At 37.6% G+C, this 13,244-nt stretch carries 13 protein-coding genes; 7 read left to right on the top strand and 6 right to left on the bottom strand.

Annotated features, from left to right (window positions below; all coding sequences use genetic code 11):
• The first annotated feature begins 471 nt into the window (after positions 1-471).
• Positions 472-879 (top strand): 50S ribosomal protein L21, encoded by a 408-nt coding sequence (gene rplU / locus NG743_RS12790; protein WP_027403158.1) that lies wholly within the window; start codon positions 472-474, stop codon positions 877-879.
• Positions 880-1,016: 137 nt separating this feature from the next.
• Positions 1,017-1,301 (top strand): 50S ribosomal protein L27, encoded by a 285-nt coding sequence (gene rpmA, locus NG743_RS12785; RefSeq protein WP_027403157.1) that lies wholly within the window; start codon positions 1,017-1,019, stop codon positions 1,299-1,301.
• Between the two features lie 183 nt (positions 1,302-1,484).
• Here the strand turns inward: rpmA and NG743_RS12780 are convergent, their stop codons facing one another.
• Complete coding sequence (locus NG743_RS12780) at positions 1,485-1,910, bottom strand: hypothetical protein (RefSeq protein ID WP_027403156.1); 426 nt, start codon at positions 1,908-1,910, stop codon at positions 1,485-1,487.
• 343 nt (positions 1,911-2,253) lie between these two features.
• On the opposite strand from NG743_RS12780, the gene cruF reads away from it, so the two are divergent.
• Positions 2,254-3,162, top strand: coding sequence for a gamma-carotene 1'-hydroxylase CruF (gene cruF / locus NG743_RS12775; protein WP_027403155.1), 909 nt, complete (start codon positions 2,254-2,256; stop codon positions 3,160-3,162).
• Positions 3,163-3,598: 436 nt separating this feature from the next.
• Here the strand turns inward: cruF and NG743_RS12770 are convergent, their stop codons facing one another.
• The 4 genes from NG743_RS12770 to tnpA form a co-directional block, all read right to left on the bottom strand.
• On the bottom strand, positions 3,599-3,979 hold the full coding sequence (locus NG743_RS12770; RefSeq protein WP_027403154.1) for a hypothetical protein: 381 nt from the start codon (positions 3,977-3,979) through the stop codon (positions 3,599-3,601).
• A gap of 119 nt (positions 3,980-4,098) precedes the next feature.
• Complete coding sequence (locus tag NG743_RS12765) at positions 4,099-4,962, bottom strand: zinc metalloprotease HtpX (RefSeq protein ID WP_257122080.1); 864 nt, start codon at positions 4,960-4,962, stop codon at positions 4,099-4,101.
• 388 nt (positions 4,963-5,350) lie between these two features.
• A complete protein-coding gene (locus NG743_RS12760) occupies positions 5,351-6,331 on the bottom strand; it encodes a Fic family protein (RefSeq protein WP_257122079.1) in 981 nt (326 codons plus the stop codon).
• 148 nt (positions 6,332-6,479) lie between these two features.
• A complete protein-coding gene (gene tnpA / locus NG743_RS12755) occupies positions 6,480-6,884 on the bottom strand; it encodes an IS200/IS605 family transposase (protein ID WP_039202577.1) in 405 nt (134 codons plus the stop codon).
• Positions 6,885-7,014: 130 nt separating this feature from the next.
• Here tnpA and NG743_RS12750 point away from each other — a divergent pair, with 130 nt between their 5' ends.
• The 4 genes from NG743_RS12750 (at position 7,015) to NG743_RS12735 (ending at position 12,492) form a co-directional block, all read left to right on the top strand.
• Positions 7,015-8,451, top strand: coding sequence for an RNA-guided endonuclease InsQ/TnpB family protein (locus NG743_RS12750; RefSeq protein WP_257122078.1), 1,437 nt, complete (start codon positions 7,015-7,017; stop codon positions 8,449-8,451).
• Positions 8,452-8,744: 293 nt separating this feature from the next.
• Positions 8,745-9,182: a fluoride efflux transporter CrcB gene (gene crcB / locus NG743_RS12745; protein ID WP_257122077.1), complete on the top strand. Its 438-nt coding sequence runs from the start codon at positions 8,745-8,747 to the stop codon at positions 9,180-9,182.
• A gap of 29 nt (positions 9,183-9,211) precedes the next feature.
• Entirely contained in the window at positions 9,212-10,621 is a 1,410-nt protein-coding gene (locus NG743_RS12740; protein ID WP_257122076.1) for an aromatic ring-hydroxylating dioxygenase subunit alpha, read from the top strand.
• A gap of 326 nt (positions 10,622-10,947) precedes the next feature.
• Entirely contained in the window at positions 10,948-12,492 is a 1,545-nt protein-coding gene (locus NG743_RS12735; RefSeq protein ID WP_257122075.1) for a tetratricopeptide repeat protein, read from the top strand.
• Here NG743_RS12735 and NG743_RS12730 read toward each other — a convergent pair.
• On the bottom strand, positions 12,437-13,219 hold the full coding sequence (locus tag NG743_RS12730) for a nucleoside triphosphate pyrophosphohydrolase family protein (RefSeq protein ID WP_257122074.1): 783 nt from the start codon (positions 13,217-13,219) through the stop codon (positions 12,437-12,439). The genes NG743_RS12735 and NG743_RS12730 overlap by 56 nt on opposite strands.
• Positions 13,220-13,244: the final 25 nt, after the last annotated feature.

Here is a 13,244-nt window from a genome sequence, read left to right as displayed (position 1 = left end):
CAGCAACGCCAAAAATACCGTTGTTTCCTATGAGCCGGGATTTCTCCGTACTAGGATGCTTCAACACATAAATGTTTTCTTGTTCTTACCCACAATTTAATTGTAACATACCACAGGGATTAAAATCCCTCGTGTCGCTTATAAGCTTTTGTGCATTTAATTTGTATAAGTGGAACAGGCATCTTGCCTGTTAAACAAGAGTTCAGAATATTAGGATTATACAATTTAGCTGTGTAACAGCTTATCTCAGGGAACCAAGCCGCTGAGTTTTACGCTTACCGCGAGGTCTGATAAAATTATATTTTCTAAAAGGTTGACTGATTAGCTATCAATCAGGTAATATATTAGATTGTCTGTCTAACTCCTGCTCGGATCAGGTAGACATACTTCAAAGGCTGGCAAAAGCTATAAATAGCGTCTCTACGGGAGATTATAGCCAGCTACCTGTACGGCAACTTCAAGGACAATTTAATGACCTACGCGATTATTGAAACTGGCGGTAAACAAATGAAAGTAGAAGCAGGTCGCTTTTACGACATTGAACTACTAACCGCTGAACCAGATGAAAAAGTTACCATCAACGCAGTGTTACTTGTACACCACGAAGGCGCAGTTTCCATTGGGCAACCTTTAGTAGAAGGTGCGACAGTGGAAGGGACAATTATGCGACATTTCAGAGGTCGCAAAGTCCTGGTGTATAAGATGAAACCTAAAAAGAAAACCCGCAAAAAACGGGGACATCGCCAGGAAATTACCAGATTTTTGATTAATTCTATCAATCTTAACGGCGAAGTTTTAGCTTACGAAGAAGCCCCAACGATGGCGGAAAGTCCCGTCATTAATGCTGATTTCGTGGAAGAAACCGCAGAAGAATCATAAATAAGGTTAAGTTGCTAGTTAAGGAATAGGCAAGAGGTGAGCAAGAGTAATTTAATTACCAATCATTAATCATCCTTTTCCTAGCCTAAACTAGATAACTAGCTGGGATAAATAAAGTAAATAGAAAAGAGGAAATCATGGCTCATAAGAAGGGAACGGGTAGTACGCGAAACGGTCGTGACTCTAATGCTCAACGACTAGGTGTAAAGCGTTACGGTGGACAAACTGTACGCGCAGGTAATATTCTCGTCCGTCAACGTGGTACTAAGGTTCACCCTGGTAATAATGTTGGTATCGGTAGTGATGATACTTTGTTCGCTTTAGTTGATGGTGTAGTTACCTTTGAAAGAAGAGGTAAAAGCCAGAAGAAAGTTAGCGTTTATCCAGTAGCAGTAGAACTTGTAGAAGCTGTAGCCAGCTAGTTATTTATTAGTTATTGGCCATTAGTTATATCCAAAACGGCTTAATTATTTGATTCTCCGGGTAGGGGTAAAGCAAGAGCTTAAGCTCTTGCTTTACCCCTACAAATCTAGGGTTTTCGTGATTTCGCAAAAGTCCATGTCCCAACCGTTTTGAGTATATTAATTAATTACTAATGACTAATTCTAAATGTAGTAATTGATAAGTGCGCCCAATCCTAAACCCAGCAGTGAGCAAAAAGATATATAGCCAAAAGCTAGTGCTGGTTTTAAACCAACTGATTGAAAGTCTATTTTAGCTAAAATAGTGGCGCAGATAATAAGTAAAGTATCAAGAAATACCCGAAACCAGGCAATCATTAGAAAAAATAGGAAAGCTGCTAAGATAGCCACCAAAAAAGTCCTAGCGTTTGACTTGAAGAAAATATGAGAATAATCATCGAGTTTTAACCAAGGGTTGGTGACAGAAATTAGTGACAGCAGGATGGTTAGCACAGTTATCAGCCGTACATACCAAGGGGCTTTTTCTTCAAATATCACCCAGCCTAATGTACTGTAACTCAGCAATACAAGTGTTAGAGAAAACCAAGGAATTTTTTTCAACATTGACATATAGCAAAAGTCAGGAGGTAGGGGCGCAGGTCCTGCGCCCAGTTAGAAGTCAGGAGGACGGAAAAAGGAAATTTCTCCCCTAGTTCTTATAAACTTGGCGGGTGCTATAACTTTACCCTTTTGTACCCCACTCAGTTACAAATCGTTATATACTGGTATTTTGAATATCAGTTGCATTCATTATTTCACAGATTTACTGAACCTATAAGGTTTCTAAAGGTTGAACTTCACTCCTGATTCCCATGTCGAGAGAATAAATATCAACATTTAGTTAAATCGTTCATAAATATTTGTAAACTGTTAACAGTTGAGTAGCCATCTGGCATATCATTAAGGATTGATCATGAGACAACTTGTTATCGTCGAGCGCGTATGCCTAATTGGTCATATCGTTTCTATGGTATTTGGACTGGTGGGAATACTGATTGTTATTCCCAATGCTGAACAAATTATCAGCTTATCAGAGTTTGGACAAAGCGTCATGCAGTGGAGCATGGCGGGCGGCGGTGTGGTATATATGATTTTGGGGGCGGTGGGAGTGTTCCTCTATGCTTACCGGACTTTAGGTTTGGGACGCGCTTTAGGATTTTTAATCCCATCTGTATTAATTTCTTTGGCTAGTGAATTATTAGGAACTAGCACTGGCTTTCCTTTTGGTCACTACAGCTATCTGAGTGGTTTGGGGTATAAAATTTCTGGTTTGGTACCTTTCACGATTCCCCTTTCATGGTTTTATGTAGGATGTGTTTCTTATGTGTTGGCACGGGCGGGTTTAGACGTAGATAAAAAACCCACTTTGTTCCGTCACGTTGGAGCAATTGTTTTGGGGGCTTTACTGCTCACTTCTTGGGATTTTGTGCTTGACCCAGCTATGAGTCAAACTTCTCTTCCCTTCTGGTATTGGCAACAACCTGGAGCTTTCTTTGGAATGCCTTACCAGAACTTTGCAGGTTGGATGGGTACTGGGTCGTTATTTATGACTGTAGCGGCTTTGTTATGGAGCAAAAACCCGATTAAATTGGACAATTACCAATTGAATATCCCTTTATTAGTTTATTTGGGTAATTTCGGTTTTGCGACAGTGATGAGTTTGGCGGCGGGGTTTCCTATCCCGGTATTGCTAGGTGTGGCGCTAGGTGTAGCTCCTGCTGTGCTACTGTGGTTTAAGGGTTCTAATGCACCTGCAACGGTGAATATTGAAGCATCTGCTAAGGAAGTTGCTGTTGCTAATGTGAAAGTTGCTTTCAAATAAGAATAGGGAAGAGGGAATAAGAAAAGCAATTTTTGTAATTTCCTCTTCCCCAATTGCGTCAGGAGTCAGGAGTTAGAAGGAAGAAGAAAGAATTATCTAAAGTGCCTGATTTTTTATTGTTTATTTTTGCCATTCTTTCTAATCCCAAAATAATGTAGTGTTTCAGAGTCAAAGGTAGGAATAAGCATCTTTGCTGTGGAGTTTTTTAAAATCAGTTAGTTTCCCGCCGATTCTTTTTCCATCTACTCTTATCTCTAGTCTGGTCGCAGATTGCACGGGTTGTGATTGCTTCCCTTCCCTCGCAATGACTGTAAATATTTTTGTCCAATTACTTATATAGGGTTTGCTGAAAAAGTTGTCTGTGAGGGCGGGGAAACCCCGCCCCTACTTTACGATTTGCTGACTGGATTTCACAAAGAGTGCGTACCCCTCTATATTAATTTTGATCACGAGGGGCATTGAAAGCTTCCCAAGCCGCTTTAGCAGCATTTTGGAATCTCTCACCTAAATCTGTGATATCTTTATGCAGTAAGTTCCAATTATGGTCTAATTCTTCTTGAATTCTTGCCCAAGAATATTCTAAACGGTCACGTTCAATGAGTTTATCTCTTTCAATAGCTTCCCGCACCTGACGCACAGCATTCAAATAGGTTTCACGGGTAATAGTACCAGCAGATTCAGCTTCAGCTTGGGCGCGTTTTTTAATTGCTTCCAATAGTGCTGTAGTTTCCTGCTTAACTTCGTCTGTTTCACCATTTTGGCTAGTTTGCAGACTAATTTCGACGATTTCTATAGATTCAATATTGTTAGTAGTCATGGTTGCCACATCCTGTTGGTCAAGTTTACTTGTGGATGAAAATTGCACCTGTAATCATCATAATTTGGTCATCAGTTAATTGGGGATTTATCAATATACTTATGACCAAAGATAGATTATTAACGACTAATAAGTTGCGATTCTAATTGCAGTAAAGCTTCCACTCTTGCTTCAGTTGCTGGGTGACTAGAGAAAAGATTTCCCAAAAACTGACCGGAAATGGGATGAATAATTAATAATGGTTCAAAGGCTGGGTTGGCATTCAAAGGCATTTGTCTAGCTGTGGATTCCAACCGTTGTAACGCTCTAGCTAATGCGCGAGGATTACCTGTTAATTTTGCTGCTCCAGCATCAGCCGAAAATTCTCTTGTGCGGGAAATTGCCAACTGAATCACAGTAGCAGCAATGGGCGCAAATATGACTGTAGCTAACACACCTAAAGGATTGCCACCTCTTTCATTATCCCTTGAACCGCCACCAAACCACATACTATAACTGAGCATCTGCGCCAGGAAAGAAATAGCACCAGCGACAGTGGCGGCGATCGCTTGAGTTAAGGTATCACGATTAATAATATGGGTAAGTTCGTGGGCAATTACGCCTTCTAATTCATCCTGTGGGAGGATGTCTAAAATCCCGGCGGTGACAGCCACAGCCGCGTGTTCAGGATCTCGTCCTGTTGCAAAAGCATTGGCAGTGGGACTAGGAACAATGTACACTCCCGGCATGGGAATATTGGCACGGTTAGATAATTTTTGGACGATACGATACAGTGCTGGTGCTTCTGCTGCGGTGACAGGTTGGGCATTATATACTGCTAAAGCAATCTTATCTGATTGATACCAAGAGAAGAGGTTAGTCGCTGCTGCTAACCCAACTCCGATGACTAAGCCCCCTGCACCACCAATTACCCAGTAACTAATTGCTATTAATAAGCCACTGAGGGTAGCTAGTAAAATAGCAGTTTTCAGTTGATTTCCCATCTTGATAACTCTCCTACTTATGCTGTATTAATTTTTGTAACTTTATCTGGACAACAGCATCTCTTTACCCACCCCTTGATTGTATCGAGTTCAAATTTGGGGTACAGTGATGGAAACCTCTCACTAGAGTACGGTTTTCCGTTTGAGGTGAATTAGATTCAATTTGTTTTGGATATACTCAAGATAATTGATAGTTAATTTTTTCACATATTGGCTCTTGCGTCTCTTTTATGGTGATTGAGGATTGATGATAACAAAACCCTTACGGGACAAGGGTTATAAACAATTATTTCCATATTTTCAATGAAATGCCTACACAATAGGGCTTTCAATGATTTTGAACCAGGGTTTCCATAAAAATAACCGAAGAACCCATATATTTTTAAATTCAAGAGTCTTTAAATACATCTAAGAATGGTTGGTAAGCAAAAACTCTATTACGCTTCTGTCCGGTGATTTCCTCTAACAAACCTACGTCACAAAGTTCTCTAATTAGAGTGTTTGCATTGGGATAGGATAGTTGAATTATTTCTTGAACATTTTCCACAGAAACAATTGGTTTAAAATAAAGTCTTTCTAATAAAGTTATTGCATTTCCTGATTTTTTACGTCCCATCTTACTAAGAACTAACAACCGATGTTCTTCTTTCATACTAACTATTTTACGAGCATTAGTAGATGCTTCTTGAGCAACTTCATAGACACCATGCAAGAAGAATTTTAACCAACCCTCCCAGTTTCCATTATCCCTAACAGCTTGAAGGCGATCATAATATTCAGAACGATTTTTTTTAAAGTAGTAAGAGATATACAATAATGGTTTTTTGAGTATATTTTGCTCACAAAGTAGAAAAGTAATTAGTAACCTTCCGGTTCTACCATTACCATCTAAAAAAGGGTGAATTGTCTCAAATTGAGCATGAGCCAATCCAATTTTAATCAAAGCAGGAGTTGGTCTTGGATCGTGTAGAAATTTCTCTAAATTGTCAAGAGCTTGGTTCATTTCGTATGGTGGAGGAGGAACATAAGTAGCGTTACTTAGAGAACATCCACCAGAGCCAATCCAATTCTGAGTACTACGAAATTCTCCGGGATATTTTTCAGCACCCCTTACTCCATTCATTAACTGCTTATGAATTTCCCGAATCAATCTCAGCGATATAGGCAAATCTGCCAATCGTTCAATACCGTAATTAATCGCTGCTATATAGTTCACAACTTCAGCAATATCTTGAGGATTGTCTGGTTCTAGGGCTTTAGATTCAAACTCTAGAACATCAATAAGTGATGCTTCTGTACCCTCAATTTGACTGGAGAGGACAGCTTCTTTGCGAACGTACATAAATACAAATAGGTCTGGATTAGGCAAGGCATCTGTTGATCCATCTAAACGACCTAGCGACCGATCCGCAAGAGAAAGAAGTTGCCACCAGGGGATTGCGGGAAGGCTGGGAGCCGCGTCTCTTTAGAGCGCGGGGGAAAGCCTACCCGTGCGGTTTTAACCGCTGCCAATATTCTCAACCATGATGCGGGTCATTAATATATCTTTCTATTGTGTCGGCGGCAACATTCCCCGCAGTTGAAAAGAAATAGCTACTAGTCCAAAGTGACGGTAGCTTTTTTAATTCTGGAAACTCTTTTCTTAGATAATTAGATGAGCGTCCTTTAAATGCTTTAACTACCTGAAATATTGCATCGGTTGGATGAATCTCTACAAATAAATGAATATGATCTGGCGCAACTTCTAACGCACGAATATTCCAGTCTTTTTCAATAGCTAATGCCGAAAATATCTCAAAAATCCTATCTCTGATTTTCCCAACAAGTACCTTCTTTCGGCGTTTAGGTATCCAGACTAGATGAATCACGCTCAACCCGACAGCGTGATTATAATGCCGATATTCATAAGAACTTTTTTTCATAGATTTTAGCTATTGACTTCCTTTTAATTGGAGATTAACATAGTTATATCATCAATCACATCAACAAAATAAACCTGTGCAAATACGCTGGAGATTCAAGCTACAACCGAATATTGGGCAACAAGCCTTAATGTCTGAGTGGCTTGTTACTTTGCGGAAACACAGAAATTATTGTTTGGCAGAACGTCAGCGCGGTTTTGAGACTAATAACCAGAAATCAGATGAGTCCGTGATGTACTATTATGGTGCATTCTCAGACTTAGATAGTCGAATTGAATATGGTTCTTATTGCCCTTTGACCTGCCCTATTGTTAAACATGGCGTCATGTATGCTGAGTTAACAAAAAATAGCAAAAAGCATGGTTTAATCTGGGGTAACGCGACTGATATTCAAAGTAAAAGAACAACTGAATTACGTTCTGAGTCTGAATGGTATAGCCGAATTAATTCAGATGTTTTACAAGGCAATTTAGCTAAATTAGATATTGCTTATCACGGATTTTTTCAACACAAAAGGGGTTTCCCTGCGTTTCGTAAAGCAGCTAACTTTAAAACTTTTCAATTCAAGCCAGGACAAGTAAAATTAACTGTTAATCGTGAATCTAATCAGCCAAGATGCTATTCCCATGCCTACTTTCCTGGACTGGGGACTATGCGCTATTTTGATAGTCGTACTATTCCAGTAGATGCTAACATTAGAACGGTAACAGTAATTCAAGAAGCTGATGGCTGGTACATGAGTGTATTGCTCAACTTGCCTGAATCTTTACCTGAAGTTACAGGAATTGAAACCGTTAAGTCGGCAGTAGGTATTGATGTAGGAATTAATAAATTAATTTCTTTGTCTGATGGTTCGTTTATTGAAAATCCTCATCTGGCAACTAATAAGAAAATTCGCCGTCAATTAAGAATTAGACAGCGCCGAGTTAATCGTAAAGTCAAGGGTTCTAACAATCGCAAAAAAGCTGGGAAAATAGTTGCCAAGCTACATAAAAAAATTGCAGATAAGCGAAATGATCATCAATGGAAAGCAGCTAATAAAGTTGTTAACACCGCTGAGGCAATTGTCCAAGAGCATCTAAATGTTAAGGCTATGAAATCCCGCTGCAAACCCAAAAGACAGCAAGGACGATTTATGGCTAATGGTCAATCTGCAAAACGTGGATTAAATCGCTCTATTTCTGATGCCAGTTGGGGCGAATTATTTTCTAAGATTGCTTGGCTGGCATTGAAGTCTGGTAAACCAGTATTATCCGTTAATCCTCAATTTACTTCTCAAGAATGTTCGGCTTGTCATCATATTAGTAAAGCTAATAGAGATGGCGAAAAGTTCATTTGTGAACATTGTGGTCATATTGACCATGCTGATACTCAGGCTTCTCGGACAATTTTACGAAGAGCTAATTTAAAATTTGTCAGCAAAGACATTAAAAACCTACCGGGGGACTCTCGGAAAGTTACGCTTGTCAGAGATGATTCTGCCAGTAATGGCAAACAGGATCAGGGCAAGAACCGTACATCTAAGGTAATACCTGAAAAGCGGATATTATTCGAGCAGTTGTCTTGACAATTATTCGATTAAGAATCCCCGCGTCTTTAGACCGGGGAGTGTCAAATCTCCTGATCCATATTTATCTCCGGTACAGGTGGCAATGGATTAGGTATAAATGCTTGATATTTTCCAAGTTGCTCAACGTACCGACCTGCTCTGGTATAGTTATTCATTATTATCAGTTTCGTTAATATAGCATAACTTCCATAAGTATATTATCAATAATAGCTCATTTTCATTAATAAGATAATTTATTTCAAAATATTAATTATAATTGATCCCATTTTCGTTAATTTAAAATATCTTACATGAAAAAACCTGTTACAATTAATAGCATTATGATTAATCCTGTGCCTAGTCCTAACTTGCGTGTTCCCATTGCCATTAGTTTAGGGGCAATAGCTGGAGCTTTAAGTCGCTATTATTTAACATTGTGGGTTACGAACCGCTTTGGTTTAAATTTTCCCTATGGAACTTTTTTTATTAATATTAGCGGTTGTTTAGCAATGGGGTTTTTCGCAACTTTAGCTATGGAAAAAACAGCGCTGATTTCCCCAGAAATTAAGTTAATTGTCGCTACAGGATTTTTAGGGGCATATACTACTTTTTCTACTTTTGGTTTAGATACAGTTGGCTTGTTACAACGTGGTAATTGGTTAGCTGCTGCTGGTTATTTTTCAGGTAGTACAATCTTGGGAATTATCAGTGTGCAATTAGGGATGGTTCTTGCTAGAATGTTCAATTAAAAGTTATTGAAAATTAATCAATACAGAAAATGGTGCAAACACAATTTTTTATCAACGAGAATTCTTTAACAGAAATATTACCTGGAGGGAGTAATCCAGATGCTTTTGAATTAGCAGAAGCATGGTATCCAGTTCACTACCTTCAAGATTTAGACAAATCCAAACCCACACCTTTCACTCTTTTGGGTAAAGATATTGTGATTTGGTGGGATCAGAAAAACTCATCTTGGCAAGTATTTATAGATCAATGTCCTCACCGTCTTGCACCTCTTTCGGAAGGCAGAATTAATGAAGATGGATTGTTAGAATGTCCTTATCATGGTTGGTCATTTGCTGGAGATGGAAGTTGTCAAAAAATTCCCCAACAGGTTGCAGGTGCAAAAGCAGAAACCTCTCCCAGGGCTTGCGTACCATCTTTACCAACAACAGAAAAACAAGGATTATTATTTGTCTATGCTGGTAATCCAGAAAATGCTGCAAATACGAAAGTTCCTGTAGTTGAACCCATAGAAGCAGCACCGGAAGGATGGGTAATTATGAACACTTTTCGAGATGTTCCTTATGATGCCCTAACATTATTAGAAAATATCCTTGATCCTAGTCATATTGCCTTTACCCATCATCGCACAGTTGGCAATCGTGCCAATGCTGCACCCTTAGAATTAGAAATAGTTGAATCTGGAAAATATGGTTTTGCAGGAATTTGGAAACAAGGATTAAAAGCGGGACAATCGGGAAAACTTTCCACAACATTTATTGCTCCTGGTTTGATGTGGCATGATATTAATGCGGAAAAAGGCAGAATTTTAACTGTTGTTTATGCTGTGCCTATTCGCAAAGGTGAATGTCGGATAATTGCCCGTTTTCCTTTTAAGTTCAAGTCTAAACTACCAGGATTTTTTATTAAAATTCGCCCTCGTTGGTATGTCCATATTGGTCAAAATGGCGTTTTAGAAGATGATCAAATTTTTCTCCATTATCAAGAACGTTATTTAGCCGATAAAGGTGGTAGTGCTAATTTTAATAAAGCCTTTTACCTAGCAACAAAAGCTGATACTTTTGTGGCTGAATTCCGTCGCTGGGTAAATCAATATCACGGGGAAACATTTCCAGAAGAATCTTTACCACCACTTTTACTAAATAGAGAATTACTGCTAGAAAGATATCATTCCCATACAGAAAAATGTGCTAGTTGTCGTCAGGCTTTAAAGAAAATTCAACAGTTAAAATTTTGGTGTGGTGTTCTTACAATTCTCACTTTAGCTAGTAGTCCGTTATTCGCATTTTTGGTGGAAACAAAATCAATTCTATTTGCGATGACAGAAACATTTATTCCTCTTTTATTGGGTGCAGCTTGGTGGAAATTAAGTCAGTTGGAAAGGGAGTTTTATGAGGGGAGAATAATCCCTCCTCGTAATTTACCGGAGAAAAGAAGGTAAATTGGCGGGTTCAAATTTCACTTAATACTATTGTCAGCGTCCAAATATGAAAGTTTGAATTCATACTCTCGGTATCAATCGGGCTTTAATGTTTTAGATGCTGAGTCTATACCTGTTCATCTGTCTGAGGTATTGTCAGAATCAGGATGTCCAGGATTTAAGGATTTACAGGATGTTTGTTTAAGTTGCGTTTTTAGGGTTTGAGGATTCTATACTTCTCGGTTAAACTCAAAAAACTGCAATGTGATCTAGATTAGTGCTTTTTGCTGCTTGATAGGGAATACTAGAATAAATACTCCTTGTCAGATAAAGGTGAGTTTTGACAAATGGACTGGACGACTATACTCAAAGCACAACAGACTGATTTTATTCAAAGACTGAAATCTGGTGACTTACTTCATTGTGAGAAGGAAGGTCAGCATAGTGAGTTGACGGTTATCTCTGGAGGGAGGTTAAAGCAATTACGGGATTTTTGCTGGGAGATGGCTAATAAATTTAAGCAACAATACGATGTTAAGAACATCTTCTTCAATAATATGAAGGGAAAGCTGGGTGAGGAAGTTGTTAAAATCCGTTTAGGTGATTTTGTCACTGAAATTGATTATGAAAAACGCATTGGTGGAGATGGAAAAATTGATTTTACTTTAACTTCTGATTCATCTATTGGTATTCAGGTTAAAACCCGTTATGGATATTTTGATAAAGTTCAATGGACAATTGATAAGGAAGAAATTGAAAAAAATGCTGTTTTGGTTTGTATTTTATGTCAAGAAGAATTTAGTGAAATGGAAAAAGAATATGGTCTTATTATAGCTGGTTTTTTACCAACTAATATGATTAAATCAATTTGTGATAAAACTTTAATTGGAATAGATGAATTACTTTATCCTGGTGGGTTACATGGTTATTTAGAGAATTTAAAATTATTTACATCTTATTCTTATGATTATGATAAGTATATCACATTGGGTGATGAATGTATTAATAATCAAGATTATCAAGGTGCTATTTTCGATTATTGTCATGCCTTACATTTAAGAAGATCAAATGAGGTAATTACTTATTATGAAAGGGATGCAATTATGACAATTATTTATTGCAAAATAGCTAACACTCGCTATACTTTAGGAGATTATAAAGGTGCTATTTCAGATTATACTCAGGCACTTCTTACTCAACCAATTCTTATTAATCCTGCCGATACTGAATTATACTATAAGCGGGGTTTGGCTCATTCTTATTTAGGAGATAAGCAAGCTGCTATTTCAGATTATACTCAGGCAATTAAGCTTGATAGTAATTATATCGATGCCTACTATGAACGAGCAGAAATCTACTCTAAATTAGGATACAAATTAGCTGCTATTGAAGATTTAACCAAAATTATTAACATTGCTCCGAATGAAGTTCGTGCTTGTTGGAAGGTAGGAAATATTTATTATAATTTGGGGCTATATCAAGATGCTATATGGACATATACACAGATTATTGAAATTTTACCCACTGATAATTATGCTTACTACAACCGAGGAGTAGCTTGTTATAATTTAGGAGATCATCAAGGTGCTATTGAAGATTTTACATACCTTATTAAACTTTCACCACGTGATGCTAATAACTATTACTATCGTGGGTTAGCTCGTTTTAATGCAGGAGATAATCGAGGTGCTATTGAAGATTTATCAACTATGATTGCAATCAATTCTAATGATGCTCAAGCTTATTTTAAGCGCGGATTAATTTATTATAATTTGGAACTATATCAAGATGCAATTAGAGACTATAATCAGGCAATAAAAATTCTTCCTAATTGTGCTAACACCTATTACAATCGTGGCTTAACTCTTTTAAATGAGATGTCATATTTTTAATGGTTTTTAATAGTTGGTAATCTAATGTTGAAACACCTTCTAAAAAACCGTGATCTTTAGCATAGCTAAATACAAGTGCTGAGATACCTTCTTCAATAGCTACTGCACGACCTCCATCTTCAACTTCGTCAATAAGAGGATTACTTTTGCGCTTACGTTTAAGGATACTACGAGTAACTACAGACCAACCCAAAACTGCGGCATAGGAAAAATGAAAAATATCATGAAAGCGGTATCCATCACTTTTATAAGAATTATCTGTGAGGTCATTTCCTATTTGTTCTTTATTTATAAATGCTTTCATTTTGACTGAATTATCTTTGCTTATCTCTGTAATTTCTACTTCAAATTGTCGTGGTAAACTTTCATGCTCTGGAAATTTATTATCAAAGATATAACTTGTATTCTTATTATCTGTTTCTGTTGAATCTCTCCATCCCCAACGGTCATTGCACTTTCTTAAATTATCTTCTGCAATTTCTTGTAAATCAAGGTTAAATTTACTGGCTATATTGGAAATATACCAAAGCATATCTCCTAATTCTTCCGCAATTCCTTCTTTAAATAATTTGTGTGCATCACCATCGCGTAAATGTTTTTTATATTCTGTCATCAAAGAACCAACTTCACCCACTAAACCTAATAGCGGTATGATTAATTCACTACCTCCAACAGCAGGGATTTGATCTGTATTCAGTGCTTGTTTTTGATATTCAGAAAAATTCATAATCTAATTCCTTAAATTTCAAAGC

Origin of the sequence: Dolichospermum heterosporum TAC447 (genome assembly GCF_024584745.1) — a bacterium.
In the GTDB taxonomy this organism is placed as follows: domain Bacteria; phylum Cyanobacteriota; class Cyanobacteriia; order Cyanobacteriales; family Nostocaceae; genus Dolichospermum; species Dolichospermum heterosporum.
This window is presented reverse-complemented; position numbering and strand designations above follow the sequence as displayed.

Excerpts from the sequence above, each read along its gene's own strand:
- rplU (WP_027403158.1), top strand. The coding sequence starts at position 472 with ATGACCTACGCGATTATTGAAACTGGCGGTAAACAAATGAAAGTAGAA.
- rpmA (WP_027403157.1), top strand. The coding sequence starts at position 1,017 with ATGGCTCATAAGAAGGGAACGGGTAGTACGCGAAACGGTCGTGACTCT.
- NG743_RS12780 (WP_027403156.1), bottom strand. The coding sequence starts at position 1,910 with ATGTCAATGTTGAAAAAAATTCCTTGGTTTTCTCTAACACTTGTATTG.
- cruF (WP_027403155.1), top strand. The coding sequence starts at position 2,254 with ATGAGACAACTTGTTATCGTCGAGCGCGTATGCCTAATTGGTCATATC.
- NG743_RS12770 (WP_027403154.1), bottom strand. The coding sequence starts at position 3,979 with ATGACTACTAACAATATTGAATCTATAGAAATCGTCGAAATTAGTCTG.
- NG743_RS12765 (WP_257122080.1), bottom strand. The coding sequence starts at position 4,962 with ATGGGAAATCAACTGAAAACTGCTATTTTACTAGCTACCCTCAGTGGC.
- tnpA (WP_039202577.1), bottom strand. The coding sequence starts at position 6,884 with ATGAAAAAAAGTTCTTATGAATATCGGCATTATAATCACGCTGTCGGG.
- NG743_RS12750 (WP_257122078.1), top strand. The coding sequence starts at position 7,015 with ATGTCTGAGTGGCTTGTTACTTTGCGGAAACACAGAAATTATTGTTTG.
- crcB (WP_257122077.1), top strand. The coding sequence starts at position 8,745 with ATGAAAAAACCTGTTACAATTAATAGCATTATGATTAATCCTGTGCCT.
- NG743_RS12740 (WP_257122076.1), top strand. The coding sequence starts at position 9,212 with ATGGTGCAAACACAATTTTTTATCAACGAGAATTCTTTAACAGAAATA.
- NG743_RS12735 (WP_257122075.1), top strand. The coding sequence starts at position 10,948 with ATGGACTGGACGACTATACTCAAAGCACAACAGACTGATTTTATTCAA.
- NG743_RS12730 (WP_257122074.1), bottom strand. The coding sequence starts at position 13,219 with ATGAATTTTTCTGAATATCAAAAACAAGCACTGAATACAGATCAAATC.